This window comes from Microbacterium sp. SL75 (assembly GCF_026625865.1).
Lineage (GTDB): Bacteria > Actinomycetota > Actinomycetes > Actinomycetales > Microbacteriaceae > Microbacterium.
In genome coordinates this window covers 2615186-2639229 of sequence record NZ_CP113067.1, presented here as the reverse complement: position 1 = coordinate 2639229, position 24044 = coordinate 2615186, and the positions used below count along the sequence as shown (strand labels likewise).

Genomic DNA, 24044 nt, shown 5'->3' with positions numbered 1-24044 from the left:
CGATCGTGTTCGTCGTTCATCGGGTCACCCCCCTCTCCTGCAGCGCGAGCCGCAATGCCCGCACCGCGTAATGCAGTCGCGATTTGACGGTTCCGGCCGGGATGCCGAGCTCCTCGGCGGCCTGAGCGACGCTGCGCCCACCGTAGTAAGCGCTGACGATGACGGCGCGGTGGTCAGGAGTCAGGGTGGCGAGCGCCTCTTCCACGAGGAGGGCGTCGAACATCGCGTCGGTGTCGTCGTCGCGGACCACCTCGGGCAGTTCGTCGACCGGATGCTCGTGCCGACGCCGCGCGCTTCGCGCTTCGTCGATGACGAGGTTGCGGGCGACGGTGTACATCCACGACCGCAGCTTCGCGGGATCGTCGCTCATCACCCGAGGCGTCCGCCAGGCGCGCAGCAGCGTCTCTTGTACGACATCGTCGGCTCCCGCGTGATCACCGGTGAGGCTCACGACGTAGCGCCAGACGGGGGTCGCGTGCGCGTCGTACAGCGCGGTCAGCTGCGCGTGTTCGTCTCGCACCGCGGCATCCCCTTTCCCTCTTCTTCTAGGAACACGGGATGCCGCGCAGAACGGTTCAGTTCGAGACGCTGCCCATGACGGCCGACAAGAACTGCGGATCACTCGCCATGCCGACCAGAGACAGGACGGCGGCGATGACCGTGCTGACCAGCGCCCCGACGATGGGGATCCAGAACGAGATACGCCCGCGCTTCATGGACCGCCAGGTGAACATCGCCGTGAGCAGCCACCCGATGCCGGTGACGGCCGCGGCCGCGGCGCCCCAGAGATATCCGGCCGTGAGGTTCGTGAACGTCGCATCGACCCGGAAGACCCGGGCGAAGTTGTTCGCGTACTCGGGGAAGTTGAGCAGCTGGATGATGCTGGTGACGACCGAGAACAGACCGTAGATGAGCAGGCCGAACGTCACGATCCGGTCGATCTGGCCCCCGCGGGTGGTGAGAGCGGGCATCGGCGAGGGCTTCGCCGCGGCACGCTGTTCGACGACCGGTTCCGGCTGCGGGGCTACGCCGGCCTCGAGGGCCTCGGTCACCTCGGGACGCCGGATGCGCGCGCGCTGCTCTTCGGGGGTGGCGTATTCGCCGTACTGCGGACGAGGGCGGGCCTCGTCGGCCGGAGTGCGCGGCTCGGCGTCGCTCACGCGCGCCCCCGGCCGCCCAGCGCGCGCTCGTCGCGCTTGCCGCTGGAATCCTGTCGCAGCTCCTTGGGGAGCGAGAAGATGAGGTCTTCCTCGGCGGTGCGCACCTCTTCGATGTCGCGGTAGCCCGCTCCCGCGAGCTCGTCGAGCACCTCGGTCACCAGGACCTCGGGGACCGAGGCGCCGCTGGTGACGCCGACCGTCTCGACTCCCTCGAGCCACTCCTGCTTGACCTCGTCGACGTAGTCGACACGGTAGGCGGCCTTGGCGCCGTGCTCGAGGGCGACCTCGACCAGCCGGACGCTGTTGGAGCTGTTCGCCGAACCCACCACGATGACGAGGTCCGCACCGACGGCGACCTTCTTGATCGCGACCTGCCGGTTCTGAGTGGCGTAGCAGATGTCGTCGGAGGGCGGATCCTGCAGCTGCGGGAAGCGCTCGCGCAGGCGCCGCACGGTCTCCATCGTCTCGTCGACGGACAGCGTGGTCTGCGAGAGCCACACCACCTTCGAGGGGTCGCGCACCTCGATGGTGTCGGCGTGGTCGGGAGAGTTCACCACCGTCACGTGCTCGGGGGCCTCGCCGGCCGTGCCCTCGACCTCTTCATGCCCCTCGTGACCGATCAGCAGGATCTCGAAGTCGTCACGGGCGAAGCGCACGGCCTCGCGGTGCACCTTGGTCACGAGCGGGCACGTCGCATCGATCGCCTGCAGGCCCCGGTCGGATGCCGCGGACACGACGGCCGGCGACACACCGTGGGCACTGAACACGACGTGGGCGCCCGAGGGAACCTCGTCGACCTCTTCAACGAAGATCGCACCCTTCTTCTCGAGTTCGGTCACGACGTGGATGTTGTGCACGATCTGCTTGCGCACGTAGACCGGGGCGCCGTAACGCTCGAGGGCCTTCTCGACGGCGATGACCGCGCGGTCGACACCGGCGCAGTAGCCTCGGGGCGCCGCCAGCAGCACCTTCTTCTGGCCCTTCACGGGGATATCCTGGAGCCGCCCGCGTCGACCCGGGATACGGGGAACGGGCAGGTGGACGGCAGGTGAGCTCACGCCTCGATTCTACCGGGACGCCCCTGAACACCGGCCGAACCGCCCCCCTCGACCCTCCGGAGACCATGACTTCGTTTCAGCCCGAGACCATCGCGGGCCAGGCCCCGCCCGCCGACAGCGTGCACCCCCGCGACTCGAGCACCGACGCCCCCACGTCGGTGTCGCGACTGAACGACACGATCCGCGGCTTCATCGAGCGCTGGGGCTCGGTCTGGGTCGAGGGCGAGATCACCTCGTTCAACCGCCGCGGTGGCAACGTCTTCGGGCGCCTCAAAGACCTCGGCACCGAGTCGACGGTCGCTTTCCGCATCTGGTCGAGCACCCTCAACCGCTTGCCGAAAGACCTGAAGGTGGGCGACCACGTCGTCGCGTGCGTGAAGGCCGACTACTTCCCCCGCACCGGCGATTTCTCGTTCGCGATCTCGGCGATGCGGCACGTGGGGCTCGGAGAACAGCTCGAGCGCTTGGAGCGCCTCCGTGTCCAGCTGCGCTCCGAGGGCCTGTTCGACCCGGTGCGCAAGAAGAAGCTGCCGTTCCTCCCCCACTGCATCGGTCTCATCACGGGCGAGAACTCCGACGCCGAAAAGGACGTCCACCGAAACGCCGAGCTCCGCTGGCCTCGCGTGCGCTTTCGCACCCAGCACGCCGCCGTCCAGGGCGACCGGTGCGTCCCCGAGACCCTCGCGGCCCTGAAGATCCTGGATGCCGACCCCGAGGTCGACGTGATCGTGATCGCTCGCGGCGGCGGAGACCCGCAAACGCTGCTCGGTTTCAGCGACGAGCGCTTGCTGCGCGCGGTGGCCGCGGCATCCACTCCCGTCGTCAGCGCCATCGGGCACGAGAACGACCGGCCGCTCCTCGACGAGGTCGCGGACGTGCGCGCCTCGACGCCCACCGACGCCGCCAAGCGCGTGGTGCCCGACGTGAGCGAGCAGCGGGCGCTCGTCTCGCAGCTGCGCGCCCGGCTCACGGGGCGTCTCACCCAACGCGTGCTGCACGACATCGCGCAGCTCGAGCAGATTCGTTCGCGACCGGCCCTGCGCACTCCCCATTCCATGCTCACCTCCCGCGCCCAGGAGCTGTGGATGCTCTCGAACCGCGGGCGCGACATCGTCGACCGCCGCATCGAGGCCGAGCGGCGGCGCACGAGCGAACTGGGCGCGGGGTTGCGCGCGCTCTCGCCGTTGGCGACGCTCGCCCGCGGCTACGCGATCGCCCAGCTGCCCGACGGCTCGGTCCTGCGAGACGCGGCCCAGGCACCCGCCGGCACCGCCCTGCGACTCACGATCGAAGAAGGAACGCTGACCGCCCGCTCGGAGGGCGGCGTCCCCGACGCCGTCGCCCACGGAGCCGCGACCCGCAGCCGTGAGAGCGCGGAGCCGGCCGAATCCTCGGCATCCGTCGATCGTCCGCTCGACGACGAGGCACCCGGCGACGGGGTGTCGGCGGGGCGCGCCTAGAATGGATGCCATGACCGCGACGACCCCCGGCCCCGCCGTCGACGTCGCGAACCTGTCGTTCGAGCAGGCCCGCGACGAACTCGTGCGCGTGGTCGCCGAGCTCGAGCAGGGCGCCCCGACCCTCGAAGAGTCGCTCGCACTGTGGGAACGCGGCGAGAAGCTCTACGCCCGCTGCGAGGAATGGCTGCTCGGCGCGAAGCGTCGCCTCGACGCCGCCCGCGGCGAGGGTGACGACTGATGGCTCGCGTCGTCGCCCACCTCGGCCGACCCGAGACCCCGCAAGAGGCGGCCGACCGCAAGGCCGAGTCCTCGCGTCGGTACCGCTCCAGCAAGACCTTCCGCAATCTGATCGCGGCGCTCATCGTCACCGTCGGTGTGGTGCTGATCGTGGTCGCGGCCGTCCCTCGCGGCGAGCCGGCCCCCCGCCCCGACATCGACGTCTCGGCCCTCGCGTCCGAGATGCAGAGCGACCTGGGTCGACCGGTGCTCTCCCCCTCCCTCGGCGCCGGGTGGCGCGTCAACCAGGCGAGCACCGAGGGCGTCGGCGGCACCGAGGCGTGGACCATGGTCTACGTTCGCTCGGGCGAGAGCGGTTTCCTCCGCGTCGCGCAGGGTTTCGAGGCCGACGAGACGTGGGTCGCTCAGGTGCTCGACGGCACCCGTAGCACCGAGACCACAGAGATCGACGGCATCACGTGGAACGTGTACCGCCCGTCGAATCCCTCCGGCACCGGGAACATCGACTATGCCCTCGCCACCCCGGCCGGGCCCGACTACGTTCTCGTCTACGGCGACGCCGCCCCCGAGACCGCAGCGTTGGCGGCCTCGTCCGTCACGTCTCAGATCGAGCAGTTGAGAGAGATTCCGTGAGCGAGCGCATGACTCCCCGTCAGGTCTGGCAGCAGATGGTGGAGGGCAACGAGCGCTTCGTCTCCGGCGCCCCCGCGCACCCGCGCCAAGACGTCGAACGTCGCACCGAGCTCGCGAGCTCGCAGCATCCGACGGCCGCACTCTTCGGGTGCTCCGACTCGCGCCTCGCGGCCGAGATCATCTTCGACGAGGGCCTCGGCGATCTCTTCGTCGTGCGAAACGCCGGTCAGGTCATCTCCGACTCGGTGATCGGCAGCCTCGAGTACGCCGTGGGCGTGCTCGAGGTTCCCCTCATCGTGGTGCTCGCGCACGACGCCTGCGGGGCGGTGGGCGCGGCCATCGAGAGCACGGGCGTCGACGCCCCGACCCTCCCCGCTTACATCTGGCGGCAGATCGCGCCCATCGTCCCGGCCGTCCGCCGCGTCCAGCGAGCCTCCGCCGTGGACGGCCACCTCCCCGACGTCGTCGACCCAGAACTCGTGGGCCGCGAGCACCTCCGTCACACGGTGGGCGAGTTGCTGCGCGCGTCCGAGCTGATCAGCGAAGCCGTGGCCGAGGGTCGTACCGCCGTCGTCGGCGCCAACTATCGCCTCGATGAGGGCGAAGCCTTCCCCGTCGTCATCGTGGGCGATGTCGACGACCCCCGCGTCGACGACCCTCGGGTCGAAGACGCCCGCATCTGACAACCGAACGAACGACCCGGAGGAACGACGACGTGACCGACATCGAGTACCGCATCGAACACGACACCATGGGTGAGGTGCGGGTACCCAAGGACGCCCTCTACGCCGCGCAGACGCAGCGCGCGGTCGAGAACTTCCCCATCTCGGGCTCGGGCCTCGAGTCGACGCAGATCGCCGCCCTCGCGCGCATCAAGAAGGCCGCCGCCCTCGCCAACAAAGAGCTCGGCACCCTCGACGGAAACATCGCGGATGCCATCGCCCAGGCCGCCGACGAGGTCATCACCGGCACGCACGACGCACATTTCCCGGTCGACACCTACCAGACCGGCAGCGGAACCTCCTCGAACATGAACATGAACGAGGTGCTCGCGACGCTGGCCACCCGTATCCTCGGCGACACGGTCCACCCCAACGACCACGTCAACGCCTCGCAGTCGTCGAACGACGTCTTCCCCACCTCGGTGCACATCGCCGTCACCCAGGCGCTCATCACAGACCTCATCCCGGCGCTCCAGCACCTGTCGGCGGCGCTCGAGACCAAGGCCGAGGCGTGGAAGGGCATCGTGAAGTCGGGCCGCACCCACCTCATGGACGCCACCCCCGTCACCCTCGGCCAGGAGTTCGGCGGCTACGCCCGCCAGATGCGCCTCGGCATCGAGCGCGTCGAGTCCGTGCTCCCCCGCGTCGGCGAGGTCCCCCTCGGCGGCACGGCGGTCGGCACCGGCATCAACACGCCCCTCGGCTTCCCGCAGAAGGTCATCGAGCTGCTCGCGGCCGAGACCCAGCTGCCCATCACCGAGGCCGAGGACCACTTCGAGGCCCAGGCGAACCGCGACGGTCTCGTCGAGGCATCCGGCGCCCTCCGCACGATCGCGGTCTCGCTGACCAAGATCAACAACGACATCCGCTGGATGGGCTCCGGCCCCAACACCGGTCTGGGCGAGCTGCACATCCCCGACCTGCAGCCGGGCTCCTCGATCATGCCCGGCAAGGTCAACCCGGTCGTCCCCGAGGCGACGCTCATGGTGTGCGCGCGGGTCATCGGCAACGACGCGACCGTCGCATGGGCGGGCGCCTCGGGCTCGTTCGAGCTCAACGTCGCCATCCCGGTGATGGGCACCGCGCTCCTGGAGTCCATCCGTCTGCTCTCGAACGCCATGCGGGTCCTCGCCGACAAGACCATCGACGGTCTCGAGGCCAACGTCGCGCGCGCCGAGGCGTTCGCGGGCATGTCCCCCTCGATCGTCACCCCGCTGAACAAGGTCATCGGTTACGAGGCCGCGGCGAAGATCGCGAAGCACGCGGTCGCCAAGGGCATCACGGTACGCGAGGCGGTCGTCGACCTCGGCTACGTCGAGCGCGGCGAGATCACCGAAGAGGTTCTCGACGCCAAACTCGACCTGCTGTCGATGACCCACCCGGGCTGATCACCCCCACCCGCACAACCACGACGCCGAGGCGCGCCATAATCAGAGGATGAGCCGCACGACGAGACCCGTCTCGACGCGCGTGCGCTTCCTCGGCGCCATCCTCGGCGTCGTGCTGCTCGGCATGATCATCGCCGGCGGCGTGACGTTCCTCGTGCAGAGCGAGCGCGTCGTGGCCAACGCCGAGCGCCAGCTCGACGGATTCGTCTCGACCCTGTCGACGAGCAGCCAGGATGCCGCCACGCTCGTCGCCGCGGCCGTTCCCGGCCGGACCGACGGCACCGTGGCGCTCGACGGGGGTCGAGTACTCGCGAGTACGCCGTCCCCACCGGGGCTGTCGATCGGCGACGACGCCGCACTCGTGGCATCCCTCGCCGATGAGATCAGTCTTGGCAACGACCGGGGCCGCGTCGACAGCACCCACGGACCCGTGCTGTATGCCGCGGTGCAGACGCGAGACGGAGTCGCCGTCCAGGTCATCTCCATCGACCAGCGCATGGAACTGGTGACGCTCTCGACGCTCACCTACGGGGTCTCGGGGCTCGTGGTGCTGCTGCTGGTCGCCGTCGCCGGCTGGTTCGTCACGGGGCGCCTGTTCTCTCCCCTCCGGCGCCTGCGCGACACCACCGACGCCATCACCATCGACGACCTCGGCATGCGCTTGCGCGCGCACGGCAACGATGAGATCTCCGACCTGACGACCTCGGTCAACTCGATGCTCGATCGACTGGCGATGTCCGTGGACGCGCAGCGGCAATTGCTCGACGACGTGCGGCACGAGCTGAAGACCCCCATCACGATCGTCCGGGGCCACCTCGAGATGATGGACCCGGCCGACCCCCACGACGTGACCGAGACGCGTGACCTCGGTATCGCCGAACTCGACCGCCTCGCCCGGCTCGTCGACGACATCGACACCCTGGCCGATGTCGAGAGCGGAGCGCTCGAGGCCGCGGTCATCGATGTGGGAGCCCTCACCGACCGCGTCGCGGAACTCGCGGGCGCGATCCCGGGGCACACGTGGACCGTCGAGCAGCGCGCACGTGTTCGCATCCACGGCGACGCAGATCGCCTCGTGCAGGCCTGGCTGCAGCTCGCCGACAACGCGGCGAAGTACACCCCCGAGGGCACCCCGATCGAGATCGGCAGCACCGCCGACGACGTCACGGCGCACCTGTGGGTGCGCGATCACGGCCCCGGCATTCCCCCCGCCGCCCGCCACCGCGTGTTCCGCCGCTTCGACCGCCTGTCGACGGGGCGCGGGGTAGACGGGTCGGGGCTGGGGTTGTCCATCGTGGATGCCATCGCCAAGGCACACGACGGGCACTGCACCGTCGGTGACACCCCCGGCGGCGGCGCGACGGTCGCCCTGCACATCCCCGTGACCGGGGCGCAGTCCCCCGCTGAGCTTCCGACGCCCGTGCGCGCCGGTGACGTCGTCATGCAGAGAGAGGCCACCGGATGACACGCATCCTCATCGCAGAAGACGAGGAACGCATCTCGGCGTTCGTCTCGAAGGGGCTGGAGGCCGCCGGGTATCAGACCCTCATCATCTCCGACGGCGCCGAGGCTCTCGACACCGCCCTGTCAGGCGACATCGACCTCGTCCTGCTCGACGTCGGCCTACCGACGATGGACGGCTTCGAGGTGCTGCGGAGCCTCCGTGGGCAGGGCTCGCAGATCCCCGTCATCATGCTCACCGCCCGCACGAGCACGCGCGATACGGTCGACGGGCTCGACGCCGGCGCAAACGACTACGTCGCCAAGCCGTTCAAGTTCGACGAGCTCCTCGCCCGGGTGCGTTCGCGCATGCGAGAACCCGTCACCGTCGGCCCGATGACCGTGGCACATGGTGACGTCTCGCTCGACGTGCTCGCCCGGCGGGCCACCGTCGGCAGCCGGGAGATCGATCTCAGCGCGAGGGAGTTCTCGTTGGCCGAGGAGTTCATCCGCCATGCCGGTCAGGTGCTCAGCCGTGAGCAGCTCTTGAGCCGCGTGTGGGGAATGGACTTCGACCCCTCGTCGAACGTCGTCGACGTGTACGTGCGCTATCTGAGGGCCAAGATCGGCCAATCCCATATCGTCACCGTGCGCGGCGCGGGTTATCGCTGGGAATGACGCGTACAACCCGAAAACCCCCGGCGGGGGAACCGGGGGTTTTGGGGAGACGCTCACTGTGGTCTTCCGACTCACCCGAAGAGCGGTGACCTGCACGTGACGTTCTCGTGTTTTTCCTGGGGGAACCGCCGAGGCGGGTGACGAGGTCTCCCTCGTCGATGGCTCTACTCTGACGGGCCATCGTGAGAAGGCGGAGAGCCCAAAATGAGAACCCTCTCATCAAGGCGCCAGCGCCGCCGCACCCGGATTTGCCTGGTCGAACGATGCCTACCCCGCCGTTCTGAGCGCGAACGCAAACCGCTTCGACCCGGGCATGCCCGTGTCGCTCCCACATCACGGAAGAGGGGCCGGGATGCCACGGCATCCCGGCCCCTCTTCCGTGACCGTTACGACAGCTCGCCCGCCTCCAGCAGCTCCGTCACGAGGGCGGCGATGGCCGAACGCTCGGACCGCGTGAGCGTCACGTGCCCGAAGAGGCCGTGGCCCTTCAGCGTCTCGATCACCGAGGCGACACCGTCGTGGCGACCGACGCGCAGGTTGTCGCGCTGCCCGACGTCATGCGTGAGCACCACGCGCGAGTTCTGGCCGATGCGGCTGAGCACGGTGAGCAGGACGTTCCGCTCGAGAGACTGCGCCTCGTCGACGATGACGAAAGCATCATGCAACGAACGACCGCGGATATGCGTGAGCGGGAGAACCTCGAGCAGACCCCGCGCGAGCACCTCTTCGAGGACGTTGCCCGACACGACCGAGCCGAGGGTGTCGAAGACCGCCTGGCCCCAGGGACCCATCTTCTCGGCCTGATCGCCGGGAAGGTAACCCAGCTCCTGCCCGCCCACGGCGAACAGCGGTCGGAAGACGATGATCTTCTTCTGCTGCTGACGCTCCAGCACGGCCTCGAGGGCGGCGCACAGCGCCAGCGCCGACTTGCCGGTACCGGCACGACCCCCGAGCGAGACGATGCCCACCTCGGGGTCGAGAAGCAGGTCGAGGGCGATGCGCTGCTCGGCGGACCGGCCGTGCAGTCCGAAGGCGTCGCGATCGCCGCGCACAAGGCGGTACTCCCCCTTGCCGGTGACACGGCCGAGCGCCGAGCCGCGCTCGGAGTGGATGACGAGTCCGGTGTTGATCGGCAGGCCCTTCACCACCTCGCTGACGCCGACCTCGGTCTCGTAGAGATCGGAGATCTCGTCGCCCGATAGATCGATCGACGCGATTCCGGTCCAACCGGAATCCATGGCCTGCTCGGCGAGATACTCCTCGGTACTCAGTCCGAGGGATGCCGCCTTCACCCGCATCGGGAGGTCCTTCGACACCACGGTGACCTCGGCGCCGTCCTGGGCGAGGTTCATCGCGACGGCCAGGATGCGGCTGTCGTTGCCACCCGTGCGCATGCCCGAGGGCAGTACCTGCTGGTCGGTGTTGTTCAGCTCGACGCGAAGGGTGCCACCGGTGCCGACCGGGACGGGGAAGTCCAGGCGGCCGTGCTCGATTCGGAGTTCGTCGAGGTGACGGAGCGCCTGGCGGGCGAAATACCCGATCTCGGGGTCGTGACGTTTTCCCTCGAGCTCGGTGATCACCACGACGGGGATCACCACCGAGTTCTCCGCGAAGCGGAAGAACGCCCGCGGATCGCTCAGCAGGACGGAGGTGTCCAGGACGTACGTGCGCAGGGCCTGATCGACTCCCGCTTCGGACTCGGTGCTCTCGACGACGTGATGCTGGTCGTACGGTGCTCGTGCAGTCACAACCCACTCCCGACCCGGGTGTTCACCCGGTTTTCACGAGTCGACCTGTGGGTCACGAGTCGCGATCCGAAGGTCGACTCGACCGGACTCCGTGTCCGATGAGATCACCGTACGGCCCGTCGACACCACCCGGGGTCGTTAACACGCCGCGAAAGTGACGAGTTCGTAAACAGCATGTTCACGCCGATCCCGTCGTCGAGATCGTTTACTGTCCGAAGCGGCGATCGCGCGCCGCGAAGTCGCGGATCGCGCGGAGGAAGTCCACCTCGCGCAGGTCGGGGCCGAGCGCCTCGACGAAGTAGAACTCCGAGTGCGCCGACTGCCAGAGCAGGAAGTCGCTGAGGCGCTGCTCACCGGAGGTGCGGATCACGAGGTCGGGATCGGCCTGTCCCCCCGTGTACAGGTGCTCCCCGATCTGCTCGGGCGTGAGGCTCGCGGCGAGTTCCTCGAGAGACCCGCCCGACTGGTCGTGCTTCGCGATGATCGAGCGCACGGCATCCACGATCTCGCTACGCCCGCCATAGCCGACGGCGAGATTCACGTGCAGTCCGTCGTGGCCGCGCGTGCGCTCCGTGGCCTCGTGCAGCACCTCGGCGAGCTCGGTGGGCAGCCCCTCGGCCCGCCCCACGTGCTTGACCCGCCAATTCGGCTCGTGCGACAGTTCGGCGGCGAGTTCGGCGATGATCTCGAGCAGATCCTGCAGCTCCTGGCTGTCGCGCTTGACCAGATTGTCGTTCGACAGCAGGTACAGCGACACGACCTCGATACCGAGGTCGTCGCACCAGCGGAGGAACTCGTGCATCTTCGCGGCGCCGGCCCGATGACCGTGCGCCGCGCTGTCGAAGCCCAGCTGACGCGCCCACCGGCGGTTGCCGTCGATCATCATGGCGACGTGGTGCGGCACGGTGGCCGGCATGCGACGGCGAAGGCGCGAGATGTAGAGACGGTAGAGCGGTCCCCGCCCCTCGTTCTTCCGCATGCGCGCCACGCGCCTACGCTACCGCGTCGAGGCTGCCTCGACCTCGGAAACGGGTCATCCTCCCTGGGGGAACGGTGAGCGGATTCCCCATGTTCCGCGCGAAGCATGCTCGCAGACGTAGGGTCGGAGTCGTGACGAGCTCGCCCCCCGCAGATGGCCCCGACATGCCCCAGCTCCCCCTTCTGGAAGCGGGCGCCGTGGGCGCGCAGGCCGATCTCAAGCCCACCTGGCGCGGCTGGATCCACGCCGCGACCTTCCCCGTCGCGATCGCCGGCGGCATCGTGCTGATCGCCCTGGCGCACGGGACCGCGGGCAAGTGGGCCGCAGCCGTGTTCATGGCCACGTCGATGCTGCTGTTCGGCAACTCGGCGCTGTACCACCGCTTCCATTGGAAGCCCCGGACCCTCGCGGTGCTCAAGCGCATCGACCACGCGAACATCCTGCTGCTGATCGCGGGGACCTACACGCCCCTCGCCGTGCTGGCTCTCCCGACGCAGAAGACCGTGCTGCTGCTATCGATCGTGTGGGGCGGGGCGATCCTCGGCATCCTGTTCCGCGTCTTCTGGATCAACGCGCCGCGCTGGCTCTACGTCGCGCTCTATCTCGCGCTCGGGTGGGCGGCCGTGATGTATCTGGGCGACCTGCTCGCGGCGAACGTCGCGATGATGGTGCTGGTCGTCGTGGGCGGCCTGCTCTACACCGGGGGTGCGATCGTCTACGCGCTCAAGAAGCCCAACCCCTGGCCCGGGCACTTCGGCTTCCACGAGATCTTCCACGTGTGCACCGTGCTGGCGTTTCTCTGCCACTGGACGGCGTGCCTGCTCATCGCTCTCGCTCCGGCGTACCACGGAGGCTGAACGACTCGACGCGGCTGCTCAGGCCCTCGGCACGACACGTCGACATCGGGCGACCGATACCGGATGCCGCCCCCTCACGGCCGGTAGTCAGTTGCGGGGAGCGGCCGGGTCGATGTCCTGGTCGTCGGTCGTGGTGGCGTCCTGAGCCGCGCGCGCCTGTTCTTCGGCATCCAGTTCGGCGTTGACCTCTTCGCGGTAACGACCGCGGCGGATGCGACGCAGCATGTCCCATACCAGGAGGAATACCGCGATACCGATGAAAGCGATCGCGGCGAAGCCGAGCGGCCCGGGGGTGACGATCGATTCGTCGGGCGTGACGACCGGGGAGGGTGTGGTCGCGAGAGCGACGATCACGGAGTGCATGGAGTCCTTCGGTCCGGACGGAAGCGCGTAGCCTGGTACTCCAGCCTAAAGCCCGGGGAGACCATGACGACGCAAGCCCTGCTCGACGACCGGTACGGGCGTACGCGTTCGCCCCGGCGACGCATCGTCGGCTGGGCGATCGTCGCGGTGCTCGCCCTCGGCGCCATCGGGTATCTCGGCTATACGACGTTCACGAACAGCGCCGCCTCGGTGACCGCCACCGACACCGGCTTCACCGTCATCGACGACAAGACCGTCTCGAGCAGCTTCCAGATCACCGCCCCCGTGGGAGAACCGGTCGCGTGCGCCCTCGAGGCCCGCGACGAGGACCACGGCACCGTGGGCTGGAGGGTGGTGCAGTACCCGGCATCCGACGACGCATCTCGCGCCTTCACGGAAACGATTCCGACCCTGTCGTTGGCGACCACAGGTTTTGTCAACGCCTGTTGGGTGCCGTAAACTCGCGGAATCACGACGCGCCCCGGCTCGATGCCGGGGCGTTCGACATATCCCCCGCCGACGGCTGCAGACACCGCCGTCAGCGCCTCGACGAAGGAGTACCCGTGTCCAACGACGCTCAGGTGACGTTCCTCACGCAAGACGCCTACGACCGCCTCCACAGCGAGCTGGAGCACCTCTCGACCACGGGCCGCGAAGAGATCGCGAAGCGCATCGAGGCCGCGCGCGAAGAGGGTGACCTCAAGGAGAACGGCGGTTACCACGCCGCGAAAGACGAGCAGGGCAAGCAGGAGGCGCGCATCCGCACCCTCCAGGCTCTCTTGAAAGACGCCAAGGTCGGCGAGGCCCCCGAGAGCCACGGCGTGGTCGAGTCGGGCACCGTCGTCACGGCGATCGTCGCCGGCGGCGAAGAGAAGTTCCTGCTCGGCAACCGCGAGATCGCGGCCAACTCCGAGCTCGACGTCTATAGCGAGGCCTCGCCTCTCGGCACGGCCGTCATGGGCCTCAAAGAGGGCGACAAGGGCTCGTACACCGCGCCCAATGGGAAAGAGATCCAGGTCGAGGTCGTCAAGGTCGAGACCTACTCGGGTCAGTAACCCGCCTTCGTTCGCGAGCCGCTCCCCCGCTGCCGGGGTGGGCGGCTCGCGATGTTTCCGGACCGCCGCGGCCGGGGCCGTGCGACCACGCTGGACGGGCCTCGACCAGCCTCCCGGTCGAGGCCCTGACGCGTCAGTTCGGAACGACGGTCGCGATGAACCCGGCGTTCTCGAGCGTCGCGATCACCAGCGCCCGATGCTCCTCACCGCGTGTCTCGACGCTGAGCTGGAGAATCACCTCGCTGATCTGCAGGCCCTGTCCGTGGCGGGTGTGCAGCACCTCGATGACGTTCGCGCCGACGCCTGCGAGCAGTTCCGATACCCGGGCGAGCTGGCCCGGGCGGTCGGGCAGCGGGATCCGCAGCGACATGTAGCGACCGGATGCCGAGAGCCCGTGCGCCACGACCCGCTGCAACAGGAGGGGGTCGATGTTGCCGCCCGAGAGGATCGTCACCGTGGGGCCGCTGGCCTTCACCTTGCCGGCGAGGATCGCCGCCACGCCCACGGCTCCGGCGGGCTCGACGACCTGCTTGGCGCGCTCGAGGAGCACGAGCAGCGCGCGGGCGATGTCGTCCTCGGTGACGGTCACGACCTCGTCGACGTACTGCCGGATGAGTTCGAACGGCAGGTCGCCGGGGCGGGCGACCGCGATGCCGTCGGCGATCGTCGGGGTGGTCTCGACCTGCATCGGATACCCCGCGGCGAGCGACGAGGGGTAGGCGGCGGAGTTGTGCGCCTGCACGCCGATGATGCGCACCGCTCGGCCCTCGGCTGCGGCACGCGCCTTCACGGCGGCGGCGACTCCCGCGGCGAGCCCTCCCCCGCCGATGCCTACGATGACCGTCTCGAGATCGGGCATGTCCTCGACGAGCTCGAGGCCCAGGGTCCCCTGCCCCACGACGATGTCGCGGTGGTCGAAGGGGTGGATGAGCACGGCACCCGTGCGCTCGGCGAACTCGGCGGCGAGGCGCAGCGGCGTCTCGACGGTCGCGCCCTCGAGGATCACCTCGGCACCGTATCCGCGCGTGGCGAGGAGCTTGGGGACCGGAACACCCAGGGGCATGAAGATCGTGGCTGCGATACCGAGCTGCTGCGCGGCGAGCGCCACGCCCTGCGCGTGGTTACCCGCGGACGCTGCGACGACCCCGCGCGCCCGCTCCTCCTCGGTGAGACGGGACAGGCGGTAGGTCGCTCCGCGGATCTTGAACGATCCGGTGCGCTGCAGGTTCTCGAGCTTGAGGTTGACCGGCACACCGAGGAGCTCGGTCAGGTGCAGCGACTCGTCGAGGGGCGTTCGCGTGATGATGCCGCGCAGGTTCTGCGCGGCATCCTCGAACTCGGCCAGGGTGGGAGTGTCGTTCATGATCTCCTTCCGCGCTCGCGCGGGACGGTCCGCCAGATCAGATCCGGGGATGCCAGGGTCTCACCGTCGCGCTTCCACGCTTTCGTGCTGAGGTAGACGGCGACGACGTTGACGAATGCGGCGAGGGGAACCGCGAACAGGGCGCCGGCGATGCCGCCGATCATCGCGCCTCCTGCGACGACGAGCACCACCGCGAGAGGGTGCACCTTGACGGCCGAGCCCATCAGGATCGGGTGGAGCACATGGCTCTCGAACTGCTGTACCCCGAGGACGACGATGAGCATGAACAGGGCGATGAGCGGGCCGTTGTAGACGAGGGCGATGAAGACCGCGAGCGCCCCGGTCGCGACCGCGCCGACGAACGGGATGAACGCGCCGAGGAAGACGAGCACACCGATCGGGATCGACAGGGGCACGCCGAGCAGGAAGGCGCCGAGACCGATGCCGATCGCGTCGATCGTCGCGACGAGCAGTTGGGTGCGGGCGTAGCTCTTGATGGTCCGCCAGCCGGCGCGACCTGCACCGTCGACCGCTGGTCGGGCGGCGCGCGGGAAGAGGCGCGTCGTCCACCGCCAGATGCCGCCCCCGTCGGCGAGCAGGCACAGCAGGATGAAGAGCGTCAACAGCACGCCGGTCGCGACGTGCCCGATGGTGGAGCCGATCGTGAGGGCCCCGGTCCAAATGACCTCGCCCTGCTGCTGCAGGAAGGTCCCCGCCCGCGTGAGCCCGTCGTCGATCTGCTGAGCGCTCAGATGCAGGGGGCCGCTGATCAAGTACTCGCGGAATTGCTGGACGGATGCCTCGGTCTGCTTGCGCACCGACCCGAACTGCCGCGAGATCTGCCACACGGCGACCCACACCAGACCCGCGATGATCGCGAGCGTGCCCAGCACCGTGACGATGATGGCGAGCCACTTCGGCCAGCGGTGCCGCAGCAGGAAAGAGAACCCGGGCCACACCAGTGCCGAGATCAGCACGGCGACCAGCAGCGGGATCACCAGCAGCTTCAGCTGGATAACGACGAAGATCACCACCGCGAGCGCCGCGGCGATCACCAGCAACCGCCACGCGTACGCTGTCGCCTGCCGCAGACCCGGTGGGACGGGCGGCTGCAGGTCACTCGACACGGTGCGCCGCTTGAGGGCGTCGAGGAAGGACCCTCGCTCGTCGGGACCGGTTCCGCTCATCCCGCCAGCCTACCGCCGCGCCGACTGCGCTCTGGCGGCGATGTCGGAGGGTGTGGGTACGGTGAAACGCATGACCACGACGCTCCGCCGCGCCGACGCTCGCCGCATCGCCCTGGCAGCTCAGGGCTTCGCCCGGCCGCGCCCCGACACGGTGGGAACGCGTCAGATCACCGGTGCGCTGCAGCGCATGCGCATCCTGCAGATCGACTCCGTCAACGTCTTCTCCCGCTCGCACTACATGCCCCTGTTCGCGCGGTTGGGCCCCTACGACCCCGCACTGCTCGACAAGCTCGCCTTCTCGCGCAGGCCGAAATGGGTCGAATCCTGGGCGCACGTGGCATCCCTCGTCTCGGTCGACGACTGGCCCCTGCTGCAGTTCCGTCGGGACGAGCTCCGGGCCAAGTACGAGCGCGACGCGTGGGCCGAGGCGAACCAGCCGCTTCTGCGGTGGTTGCGCGACGAGCTGGCCGACCGCGGTCCACTCCGTCCCGCCGAGATCGAACACGACGCCCGCAGCGGCTCTCGCGGCTCCTGGTGGGGGTGGGACGACGTCAAGAACGGCCTGGAGCGCCTCTGGTTGTTCGGCGATGTCGCCATCGCCGGCCGACGCGGCTTCGAGCGGCGCTACGCCCTCGTCTCCGATGTCCTTCCACCGGCGGCGCTCGAGACCTCCGTTCCCCGCGCCGAGGCGATCAGAGAGCTCGTGCGTCGCGCCGCCATCGCGTACGGCGTCGCCACGGCGGCCGACCTCGCCGACTACTGGCGCATCCGCGATCGACCGGCGGTGATGGCCGGCATCCGCGATCTGGTCGACGCCGGCGAGCTCATCCCCGTCTCTGTCGAGGGCTGGCAGGTCGCCGGTCCACCGGCCAAGGCATGGCTGCACCGCGACGCCGCCCGGCCGCGCAAGGTCGATGCCGCAGCCATCCTCACCCCGTTCGACCCCGTGGTGTGGTTCCGCGACCGCGCCGAGCGGCTGTTCGACTTCGACTACCGCATCGAGATCTACACCCCCGCGCCGCAACGCCGCTTCGGCTACTACTCGCTGCCCGTCCTCGTGGGAGACGACATCGTGGGACGCATCGATCTCAAGGCCGACCGCGCGTCACGCGCTCTGCGCGTTCAGTCCGCGTGGTGGGAGCGCGGGGCGCCGTCGAACGCCGCCGAGCGCCTCGCCGCGGAGCTGCTCACGGCGGCGCGCTGGCAGGGCCTCGACCGCGTCACGGTCTCGCGGTGGGGCGACGCGGCGGAAGATCTGGCCGGGGCCCTGCGCGCCGAGCGGCACGAACACCCCGACGGTCGCGTCAACTGAAACGCGCCCCCTCTGCCGAAGCGGAGGGGGCGCGTCGACTCAGAACTGCACGCGTGGCGGTTCGGCGATCGCTGCGCCGTCGATGACCTCGAAGAACTCCCGCTCGTGGAAGCCGAGCTGACGGGCGAAGAGGTTGTTCGGGAACACCTTGATCTTGGTGTTCAACTCGCGTACGCCGCCGTTGTAGAACCGGCGCGATGCCTGGATCTTGTCCTCGGTGTCGACGATCGAGTGCTGGAGCTGCAGGAAGTTCTGGCTCGCCTGGAGCTGCGGGTACGCCTCGGCGACTGCGAACAGCGACTTCAGCGCCTGCTGCATGTGTCCTTCAGCGACCCCGGCTTCGGCGGGGCTCTGCGCCGACAGCGTCTCGGCCCGAGCGCGCGTGACGTTCTCGAACACGGCCTTCTCGTGCGCCGCGTAGCCCTTCACCGTCTCGATCAAGTTCGGCAGCAGGTCGGCGCGACGTTTGAGCTGAACCGTGATGTCGCTCCACGCCTCGTCGACGCGCACATTGAGCGCGACGAGGCTGTTGTAGGTGGCCCACAGGTAGATGCCAGCGATGACCAGAATGCCGACGATCACGATGACCGGTACGAGCCACTCCCACATAAGTCCCCACACTCCGTTCGGAAGATTGCCCTCCATTGTAACGGCGGGTCGCGCCGCGTTACGGGTGGAGACAGGTACTCCCAGGCGATGCGCACGCAAGAGGAGATGGGTACCCCCGGTGGGACTCGAACCCACACTGAAGCGATTTTAAGTCGCCTGCCTCTGCCATTGGGCTACGGGGGCCCGTGCCCTCCACCGTATCGCGGGTGTCGCCCGCCGACCGTCGACCGTCCCGCGGAGAACAGCGAAGACACGTCGACCGCCGATGCCAACGCCCGGCCTCGCGGTCCCGGGCTCCGCACGACGGCACCCGACGCCCCGGGAACGCCGAGACCCCCGCACCCGGAAGGGCGCGAGGGTCTCGGAACGGACAGTCTTACTTGGCCGCGACGGGCTCCGCCTTCTTCTCAGCCGGCGCTGCGGGCGTCTCGGCGGCGGGGGCCGCCGGACGCGGGCGAGCGGCGAACTCCTCGAACGCGGCGCGAGGCTTCTGCACGGCCTCGAGCGACACGACCTCGCGGCCGTGGACGAAGTTCTGCATCCAGTCGCCGATCACGCGGAACTTGCGCTCCCACGTGGGCATGGCGAGACCGTGGTAGCCGCGGTGTGCGAACCAGGCGATCAGACCGGTCAGGGCGATGTTGCCCGACTGGAACGCGCCGTTGTACAGACCCAGGCCGGCGACGGCGCCGAGGTTCTTGTGGTTGTACTCCTTGGGCTCCTCGCCGCGGAGCACGGCCACGAGGTTCTTCGCCATGAGCTTGCCCTGGCGGACCGCGTGCTGAGCGTTCGGAACGCAGAAGCCGCCCACGCCGCCACCCGACAGATCGGGCACGGCCGACACGTCACCGGCGGCCCAGGCTCCCTCGACGATCTCTTCATCGGTACCGACACGCAGGTCGGGGCGGGTGCGGATGCGACCGCGCTCCTCGACGGGCAGGTCGCTGCCGCGGACGACCGTGGGGTTGGCCATGACGCCGGCGGTCCAGATGATCAGGTCGGTCGGCAGGTTCTCGCCCGTCGACAGCTCGACGACGCCATCGACGGCACCCTTGACCTGCGTGTCGAGGTGCACGAAGGCACCCTTCTTCGCGAGGTCGGCGAGAACCCACTCGCTCGTCTTCTGCGAGACCTCGGGCATGATGCGGCCCATGGCTTCGATGAGGTGGAAGTGCGTGTCATCGAATGCCAGCGTCGGGTACTGCTTGAGCAGCGAAGACGCGTAGGCGCGAAGCTCGGCGAAGACCTCGATACCGGCGAAGCCGCCACCGACGACGACGACGGTCAGCAGACGGTCGCGCTCCGGACCGGCGGGAAGGACCGACGCCTTGTCGAAGTTCGACGTGAGGCGGTCACGGATCGCAACGGCCTCTTCGATGGTCTTGAGCCCGATCGCGTTGTCGGCGATGCCGGGGATCGGGAAGGTGCGCGAGACAGCACCGGCGGTGACGACGATGTGGTCGTAGCTCTGCTCGAAGGTGTCGTCACCGGCGATCGGCGTGATCGTCGCGGTCTTGGTGGCGTGCGAGATGCCCGTGACCTTGCCCGCGATGACCGTGGTGCGCTTGAGGTGGCGGCGGAGGCCGACCACGACGTGGCGGGGCTCGATCTCGCCCGCAGCGACCTCGGGGAGGAAGGGCTGGTACGTCATGTACGGCAGCGGGTCGACGAGCGTGACTTCGGCCTCGCCTCGGCCGAGCAGCTTCTCGAGCTTCCAGGCGGTGTAGAAACCTGCATAGCCCCCACCGACGATGAGGATTCTGGGCACGTTTGTGGTCACGATGTGAGGGACTCCTCGTTTGTGGTGCGGCTCGGCTCGCGGGAGGCGCGCGCCTGTCGGATTCGCCGGGCAGCAGCAGTGACACCGAGCGCAATCATTATAGCGGCCAGTGTGGCAGCACCGAGCGGCAGCGACCCGTAGAGCACGCTATCGCGAGACGGCAGCAGGGGCGAGCCCGCAGCGGGCGCCGCCTCGACGGGCGGGAGCGGCGGGATGACCACCGGCGTCGAGGTCGGCTCCGGCGAGGGCTGCGAATCCGCACGTCGATACAGACGGATCCATTCCTTCAAGCTTCCGAGCGGGTTCTCCGATACGGTCTCGACCCGCGCCGACACCGCGGCCGCGGCATCCACCAGGCCGTAGCCGTACAGCTTGTCGGGACGAGCCGAGGCGCCGGCAGCCGGCTTCGCCGTCTGGATCAGGCGGTTCAGGACGTTGTTGGCATCCATTCCGGGATGCGCGGCGCGAACGAGGGCCGCGATACCGGCGACGATGGGAGCCGCGCCGCTCGTACCGTTCCACTGCACCAGCGAACCGTCCGCCGAGACGCCGATGAGCCGCTCGCTCGGGGCGGAGAGACCGATCGTGATGCCCTGGGTCGACGCGTCATTGCTCGCCGCGCCGGTCGGATCGACGCCGCCGACGGCCAGCACGCCGGGGATGGTAGCCGGGGCCCCCACGCGGTCGGTGCCGCTCCCCCGGTTGCCGGCGGCCACCACGATCACCACGTCGTGGTCGAAGGCGTACTCGAACGCCGTGTCCCAGCTGGTGTCCCAGTCGAGAGTGTTCGTCGTCAACGACATGTTGATGACGGTCGCACCGTTGTCGACCGCCCAGCGGATGGCATCCGCGATCTGGTCCGTGAAGGGTTTCGCGCTCGAGGCTCCGAAGCCGACCGAGATCGACAGCAGCTCGGCCTCGGGCGCGACGCCGATCATGCCGCGGCCGTTGCCGGTCCCGCGGGCTGCGGCGAGCGAGCCCACCCAGCTGCCGTGGTTGGCGTCGACCGCCCCCACCGGGGTGCGTCCATCGGAGGCCCCCACGCCCGACACGTCGGTTCCGCCGACGACCGCCCCGTTGAACTCGGCGGGACCGCGTCCGATACCGGTGTCGATGACCGCGATCTTCTGGCCTGCGCCGCGGGTGGTCTTCCATGCCTCGCGCACGCCGTACTGGTCGATCCAGTACTCGCCGGCACGGACCGAGTCCGTGGGATCCTCCGGCACGGGGTTCGTCGGTGCCTGGGGCGAGGCCGATGCGGGAACCGTCGTGGCCATCGCGGGCATCGCCGTCGCGCCGCACAGCAGCGTCATCACGATGACGGATGCCACGGCGGCGGCGACGCGCTTCATCCGCCTGTCCCGGGGCTTTCGCACTGGCACCGCTCGGGCGACCAGGTGCCGCGCGCGAGGGCGCGGTCGCCGATCGGGTTGACGCCGGGGCCCGCCGCCAGCGCGTGACCCGCGAGAGCGTGCAGGCACTTCACGCGCGTGGGCATGCCCCCGGCCGAGATGCCCGCGATCTCCTCGGGCTCGCCGTAGGCGGCGCGGTCGCGGAGGTACGCCTCGTGCGCCGCGAAGTACTGCTGCTGCAGCTCTTCGTCCTCGGCGAGCTCGTCCGAGAACTCCTTCATGACGTGGCCCGCCTCGAGCACCGACATCGCGGCAGTCGCGGCGGGGTGGGTGAGGTAGTAAAAGGTGGGGAACGGACTGCCGTCGTCGAGCCGCGGCGAGGTCGCCACCACCGTCGGATTGCCGCACACGCAGCGCGCAGCGATTCCCACGACTCCGCGCGGAACACGGCCGAGCTGGGATCGAAGCACGGCCACGTCGGCGTCGGAGGCGGGAGGGAGCGTTGCGGTAGTCATCGCCTCCAGGGTACCCGGCGTCTCCGACAGCCCGCCGAGCCCGCGTCAGCCCGCCGGTGCGTCCGGCACGGGCGTCGGGTCGGGAACGCCGACCGTGACATCGGGAACCGCAACGGGTGTCGCCGCCGACGATGTGAGCGAGCGCACGAGCTGCGCCATCCAGTCGGTGCGGGTCTGGCCCACGTCGCCGCTGACGTCGTCCTGCTCCTGAGGGGTTGCTGAAGCCGGAAGGTCGTTGTCGATCAGGTAGACGACCTCGCCGGGAAAGGTGTAGCCGAGGCGCTCGCGCGCCTGCGTCCGGATGTACGCGGGGTCGGACCACCGGTCGCGCTGCGTCTGCAGATCGGCGACCTCGGACTGGCTCAGCTGCACGGCACTGCGGAGCGCCTGGATCTGCTGACGCTGGTCCATGTAGGTGCCCACGGTCGGCACGAGCACGAAGGTGCCCAGCACCACGAGCCCGAGCATGATCACGACGAAACCCGAGATGCGGACGCGTCCGAGCCACTCGCGCACGTCGACGCGGCGTTCCTCGACAGTCGGCCGGGCCGAGGAGCGCACCGGTCGGGTCGTCGTCTTCGGCGCGCTCTTCGGGGTCTTCTTCGCCGCCTTCGGGGCCTCGGATGCCACGGGGCGTCGAGGAGGCAGTGTCGGTCGCTGCACGGCATCCCTTCCCTCGTCACCCGGATCGGATCTCGAACCGCAGGCGATTCTACGTCGCGGCGATAAGGGCTCCCGGGGACGCGCCGGGGGCTCGGCGTCCGCTCAGCCAAAAGGGAGCGGAACGACGGAAGAGGGGGAGCCAGCCGGCTCCCCCTCTTCGTGTGTCAGACGATCAGCCCTTGAAACGGGGGAACGCCGAGCGGCCCGCGAAGACCGCGGCGTCGCCGAGGTCTTCCTCGATGCGGAGCAGCTGGTTGTACTTGGCGACGCGCTCGCTGCGCGCGGGGGCGCCGGTCTTGATCTGGCCGGCGTTGACGGCGACGGCGAGGTCGGCGATCGTGGTGTCTTCGGTCTCGCCCGAGCGGTGCGACAGCATCGAGGTGTAGCCCGAGCGGGTCGCCAGCGAGATGGCATCGAGCGTCTCGGACAGCGTGCCGATCTGGTTGACCTTGACCAGCAGCGAGTTGGCGACGCCGAGGTCGATGCCCTGCTGCAGGCGCTTCGGGTTGGTGACGAACAGGTCGTCACCGACGAGCTGCACCTTGGAGCCGATGGCATCCGTCAGCTTCTTCCAGCCGTCCCAGTCGTCCTCGGCGAGGGCGTCTTCGATGGTGACGATCGGGAAGTTCGCGACGAGATCGGCGAAGTAGTCGACGAGGGTGTCGACGCTCCACTCCTTGCCCTCGACGGTGTAGACGCCGTCCTTGTAGAACTCGGTTGCGGCGACGTCGAGGCCGACGGCGATGTCCTTGCCCGGGGTGAAGCCGGCCTTCTCGATCGCGCGGATCAGGAAGTCGAGGCCCTCGCGGTTGCTGGGCAGGTCGGGGGCGAAGCCGCCCTCGTCGCCGAGTCCGGTGTTGTACCCCGCGGACTTCAGTTCGCCCTTGAGGACGTGGTAGACCTCGGTACCCCAGCGGAGGGACTCGCCATACGTCTCGGCTCCGATGGGGGCCAGGAAGAACTCCTGGAAGTCGATGCCGTTGTCGGCGTGCTCGCCACCGTTGATGACGTTGAACAGCGGAACGGGCAGCAGGTGCGCGTTGGGACCGCCCAGGTAGCGGAACAGGGGAAGGTCGGCGCTGTCGGCGGCGGCCTTGGCGACGGCCAGCGAGACGCCCAGGATGGCGTTGGCGCCGGTGCGCGACTTGTTCTCGGTGCCGTCGGTCTCGATGAGGATCTCGTCGATGATGCGCTGCTCGCTGGCCTCGACGCCCTCGATGGCGGGGCCGAGCTCATCGACGACCGCGGCGACGGCCTTGAGGACGCCCTTGCCGCTGTAGCGGCTCTTGTCGCCGTCGCGCAGCTCGTAGGCCTCGAACGCTCCGGTGGACGCGCCGGAGGGGACAGCGGCCCGCTGGACGATTCCGTCGTCGAGGAGCACCTCCACCTCGACGGTCGGGTTACCGCGCGAATCCAGAATCTCGCGCGCGTTGACAGCCTCGATAAGTGCCACGAAGGACTCCTCGTTGGTTCTTGAGTGGGAGG

At 69.1% G+C, this 24044-nt stretch carries 25 protein-coding genes and 1 tRNA gene; 11 read left to right on the top strand and 15 right to left on the bottom strand.

Going from position 1 to position 24044, the window contains the following annotated elements; all coding sequences use genetic code 11:
* Window positions 1-16: 16 nt before the first annotated feature.
* From OVA17_RS12420 to OVA17_RS12410, 3 genes are read right to left on the bottom strand one after another with little or no spacing between them, the layout of a single operon-like run.
* The gene (locus tag OVA17_RS12420; RefSeq protein ID WP_267786848.1) at window positions 17-520 is read right to left on the bottom strand and encodes a sigma-70 family RNA polymerase sigma factor; all 504 of its coding nucleotides are present in this window, start codon (window positions 518-520) and stop codon (window positions 17-19) included.
* Window positions 521-575: 55 nt separating this feature from the next.
* A complete protein-coding gene (locus tag OVA17_RS12415; protein WP_267786847.1) occupies window positions 576-1160 on the bottom strand; it encodes a DUF6264 family protein in 585 nt (194 codons plus the stop codon).
* Window positions 1157-2218, bottom strand: coding sequence for a 4-hydroxy-3-methylbut-2-enyl diphosphate reductase (locus OVA17_RS12410; RefSeq protein WP_210074255.1), 1062 nt, complete (start codon window positions 2216-2218; stop codon window positions 1157-1159). The genes OVA17_RS12415 and OVA17_RS12410 overlap by 4 nt, the downstream gene beginning before the upstream one ends.
* Window positions 2219-2283: 65 nt before the next feature.
* Between OVA17_RS12410 and xseA the strand changes: the two genes are divergently transcribed.
* From xseA to OVA17_RS12375, 7 genes are read left to right on the top strand one after another with little or no spacing between them, the layout of a single operon-like run.
* The gene (gene xseA / locus OVA17_RS12405; RefSeq protein ID WP_267786846.1) at window positions 2284-3678 is read left to right on the top strand and encodes an exodeoxyribonuclease VII large subunit; all 1395 of its coding nucleotides are present in this window, start codon (window positions 2284-2286) and stop codon (window positions 3676-3678) included.
* 10 nt (window positions 3679-3688) lie between these two features.
* Window positions 3689-3916 (top strand): exodeoxyribonuclease VII small subunit, encoded by a 228-nt coding sequence (locus tag OVA17_RS12400; protein ID WP_210074251.1) that lies wholly within the window; start codon window positions 3689-3691, stop codon window positions 3914-3916.
* Complete coding sequence (locus tag OVA17_RS12395) at window positions 3916-4548, top strand: DUF4245 family protein (protein WP_267786845.1); 633 nt, start codon at window positions 3916-3918, stop codon at window positions 4546-4548. Before OVA17_RS12400 ends, OVA17_RS12395 begins: the two co-directional genes overlap by 1 nt.
* Window positions 4545-5231, top strand: coding sequence for a carbonic anhydrase (locus tag OVA17_RS12390; protein ID WP_373458863.1), 687 nt, complete (start codon window positions 4545-4547; stop codon window positions 5229-5231). Before OVA17_RS12395 ends, OVA17_RS12390 begins: the two co-directional genes overlap by 4 nt.
* Before the next feature lie 32 nt (window positions 5232-5263).
* The gene (locus OVA17_RS12385) at window positions 5264-6658 is read left to right on the top strand and encodes a class II fumarate hydratase (RefSeq protein ID WP_267786843.1); all 1395 of its coding nucleotides are present in this window, start codon (window positions 5264-5266) and stop codon (window positions 6656-6658) included.
* A 49-nt stretch (window positions 6659-6707) separates the two neighbouring features.
* On the top strand, window positions 6708-8123 hold the full coding sequence (locus OVA17_RS12380; protein ID WP_267786842.1) for a sensor histidine kinase: 1416 nt from the start codon (window positions 6708-6710) through the stop codon (window positions 8121-8123).
* Entirely contained in the window at window positions 8120-8776 is a 657-nt protein-coding gene (locus OVA17_RS12375) for a response regulator transcription factor (protein ID WP_210074244.1), read from the top strand. The genes OVA17_RS12380 and OVA17_RS12375 overlap by 4 nt, the downstream gene beginning before the upstream one ends.
* 386 nt (window positions 8777-9162) lie before the next feature.
* Here OVA17_RS12375 and OVA17_RS12370 read toward each other — a convergent pair whose 3' ends face one another.
* Together OVA17_RS12370 and OVA17_RS12365 are read right to left on the bottom strand one after the other, a co-directional pair.
* Window positions 9163-10524, bottom strand: coding sequence for a PhoH family protein (locus tag OVA17_RS12370; protein WP_373458864.1), 1362 nt, complete (start codon window positions 10522-10524; stop codon window positions 9163-9165).
* Window positions 10525-10729: 205 nt separating this feature from the next.
* Window positions 10730-11503: an isoprenyl transferase gene (locus OVA17_RS12365; protein ID WP_267789395.1), complete on the bottom strand. Its 774-nt coding sequence runs from the start codon at window positions 11501-11503 to the stop codon at window positions 10730-10732.
* A 164-nt stretch (window positions 11504-11667) separates the two neighbouring features.
* Here OVA17_RS12365 and trhA point away from each other — a divergent pair, with 164 nt between their 5' ends.
* Window positions 11668-12360, top strand: a complete 693-nt coding sequence (trhA, locus tag OVA17_RS12360) for a PAQR family membrane homeostasis protein TrhA (protein ID WP_267789394.1) — start codon at window positions 11668-11670, stop codon at window positions 12358-12360.
* An 87-nt stretch (window positions 12361-12447) separates the two neighbouring features.
* On the opposite strand, the gene OVA17_RS12355 is transcribed toward trhA, so the two are convergent.
* Entirely contained in the window at window positions 12448-12723 is a 276-nt protein-coding gene (locus OVA17_RS12355) for a hypothetical protein (RefSeq protein WP_210074243.1), read from the bottom strand.
* A 63-nt stretch (window positions 12724-12786) separates the two neighbouring features.
* On the opposite strand from OVA17_RS12355, the gene OVA17_RS12350 reads away from it, so the two are divergent.
* Both OVA17_RS12350 and greA read left to right on the top strand, forming a co-directional pair.
* Window positions 12787-13182: a DUF4307 domain-containing protein gene (locus OVA17_RS12350; RefSeq protein ID WP_267786838.1), complete on the top strand. Its 396-nt coding sequence runs from the start codon at window positions 12787-12789 to the stop codon at window positions 13180-13182.
* A gap of 104 nt (window positions 13183-13286) precedes the next feature.
* The gene (greA, locus tag OVA17_RS12345; RefSeq protein ID WP_103210960.1) at window positions 13287-13778 is read left to right on the top strand and encodes a transcription elongation factor GreA; all 492 of its coding nucleotides are present in this window, start codon (window positions 13287-13289) and stop codon (window positions 13776-13778) included.
* A gap of 133 nt (window positions 13779-13911) precedes the next feature.
* Here the strand turns inward: greA and ilvA are convergent, their stop codons facing one another.
* Window positions 13912-15141 carry a threonine ammonia-lyase gene (gene ilvA / locus OVA17_RS12340; protein WP_210074239.1) on the bottom strand — a complete coding sequence of 410 codons (1230 nt, stop codon included), beginning with the start codon at window positions 15139-15141 and terminating at the stop codon, window positions 13912-13914.
* Window positions 15138-16328, bottom strand: a complete 1191-nt coding sequence (locus OVA17_RS12335; protein ID WP_210074237.1) for an AI-2E family transporter — start codon at window positions 16326-16328, stop codon at window positions 15138-15140. Before OVA17_RS12335 ends, ilvA begins: the two co-directional genes overlap by 4 nt.
* Before the next feature lie 70 nt (window positions 16329-16398).
* Between OVA17_RS12335 and OVA17_RS12330 the strand changes: the two genes are divergently transcribed.
* The gene (locus OVA17_RS12330) at window positions 16399-17640 is read left to right on the top strand and encodes a winged helix-turn-helix domain-containing protein (RefSeq protein WP_267786833.1); all 1242 of its coding nucleotides are present in this window, start codon (window positions 16399-16401) and stop codon (window positions 17638-17640) included.
* 39 nt (window positions 17641-17679) lie between these two features.
* Here OVA17_RS12330 and OVA17_RS12325 read toward each other — a convergent pair whose 3' ends face one another.
* The 7 genes from OVA17_RS12325 to eno form a co-directional block, all read right to left on the bottom strand.
* Entirely contained in the window at window positions 17680-18249 is a 570-nt protein-coding gene (locus OVA17_RS12325) for a LemA family protein (RefSeq protein ID WP_115917600.1), read from the bottom strand.
* A gap of 110 nt (window positions 18250-18359) precedes the next feature.
* A tRNA-Leu gene (locus OVA17_RS12320) sits at window positions 18360-18432 on the bottom strand.
* Window positions 18433-18625: 193 nt separating this feature from the next.
* Entirely contained in the window at window positions 18626-20017 is a 1392-nt protein-coding gene (locus OVA17_RS12315; RefSeq protein ID WP_210074234.1) for an NAD(P)/FAD-dependent oxidoreductase, read from the bottom strand.
* A gap of 8 nt (window positions 20018-20025) precedes the next feature.
* A complete protein-coding gene (locus tag OVA17_RS12310) occupies window positions 20026-21381 on the bottom strand; it encodes a S8 family serine peptidase (protein ID WP_267786830.1) in 1356 nt (451 codons plus the stop codon).
* Complete coding sequence (locus tag OVA17_RS12305; protein WP_267786828.1) at window positions 21378-21896, bottom strand: DUF501 domain-containing protein; 519 nt, start codon at window positions 21894-21896, stop codon at window positions 21378-21380. The genes OVA17_RS12310 and OVA17_RS12305 overlap by 4 nt, the downstream gene beginning before the upstream one ends.
* A 45-nt stretch (window positions 21897-21941) precedes the next feature.
* Window positions 21942-22559 carry an FtsB family cell division protein gene (locus OVA17_RS12300; RefSeq protein WP_267786827.1) on the bottom strand — a complete coding sequence of 206 codons (618 nt, stop codon included), beginning with the start codon at window positions 22557-22559 and terminating at the stop codon, window positions 21942-21944.
* 172 nt (window positions 22560-22731) lie between these two features.
* Window positions 22732-24012 (bottom strand): phosphopyruvate hydratase, encoded by a 1281-nt coding sequence (eno, locus tag OVA17_RS12295; protein WP_210074229.1) that lies wholly within the window; start codon window positions 24010-24012, stop codon window positions 22732-22734.
* Between the last annotated feature and the right edge of the window lie 32 nt (window positions 24013-24044).

Excerpts from the sequence above, each read along its gene's own strand:
- xseA (WP_267786846.1), top strand. The coding sequence starts at position 2,284 with ATGACTTCGTTTCAGCCCGAGACCATCGCGGGCCAGGCCCCGCCCGCC.
- OVA17_RS12400 (WP_210074251.1), top strand. The coding sequence starts at position 3,689 with ATGACCGCGACGACCCCCGGCCCCGCCGTCGACGTCGCGAACCTGTCG.
- OVA17_RS12395 (WP_267786845.1), top strand. The coding sequence starts at position 3,916 with ATGGCTCGCGTCGTCGCCCACCTCGGCCGACCCGAGACCCCGCAAGAG.
- OVA17_RS12380 (WP_267786842.1), top strand. The coding sequence starts at position 6,708 with ATGAGCCGCACGACGAGACCCGTCTCGACGCGCGTGCGCTTCCTCGGC.
- OVA17_RS12375 (WP_210074244.1), top strand. The coding sequence starts at position 8,120 with ATGACACGCATCCTCATCGCAGAAGACGAGGAACGCATCTCGGCGTTC.
- OVA17_RS12365 (WP_267789395.1), bottom strand. The coding sequence starts at position 11,503 with ATGCGGAAGAACGAGGGGCGGGGACCGCTCTACCGTCTCTACATCTCG.
- trhA (WP_267789394.1), top strand. The coding sequence starts at position 11,668 with ATGCCCCAGCTCCCCCTTCTGGAAGCGGGCGCCGTGGGCGCGCAGGCC.
- OVA17_RS12355 (WP_210074243.1), bottom strand. The coding sequence starts at position 12,723 with ATGCACTCCGTGATCGTCGCTCTCGCGACCACACCCTCCCCGGTCGTC.
- OVA17_RS12350 (WP_267786838.1), top strand. The coding sequence starts at position 12,787 with ATGACGACGCAAGCCCTGCTCGACGACCGGTACGGGCGTACGCGTTCG.
- ilvA (WP_210074239.1), bottom strand. The coding sequence starts at position 15,141 with ATGAACGACACTCCCACCCTGGCCGAGTTCGAGGATGCCGCGCAGAAC.
- OVA17_RS12335 (WP_210074237.1), bottom strand. The coding sequence starts at position 16,328 with ATGAGCGGAACCGGTCCCGACGAGCGAGGGTCCTTCCTCGACGCCCTC.
- OVA17_RS12330 (WP_267786833.1), top strand. The coding sequence starts at position 16,399 with ATGACCACGACGCTCCGCCGCGCCGACGCTCGCCGCATCGCCCTGGCA.
- OVA17_RS12325 (WP_115917600.1), bottom strand. The coding sequence starts at position 18,249 with ATGTGGGAGTGGCTCGTACCGGTCATCGTGATCGTCGGCATTCTGGTC.
- OVA17_RS12310 (WP_267786830.1), bottom strand. The coding sequence starts at position 21,381 with ATGAAGCGCGTCGCCGCCGCCGTGGCATCCGTCATCGTGATGACGCTG.
- OVA17_RS12305 (WP_267786828.1), bottom strand. The coding sequence starts at position 21,896 with ATGACTACCGCAACGCTCCCTCCCGCCTCCGACGCCGACGTGGCCGTG.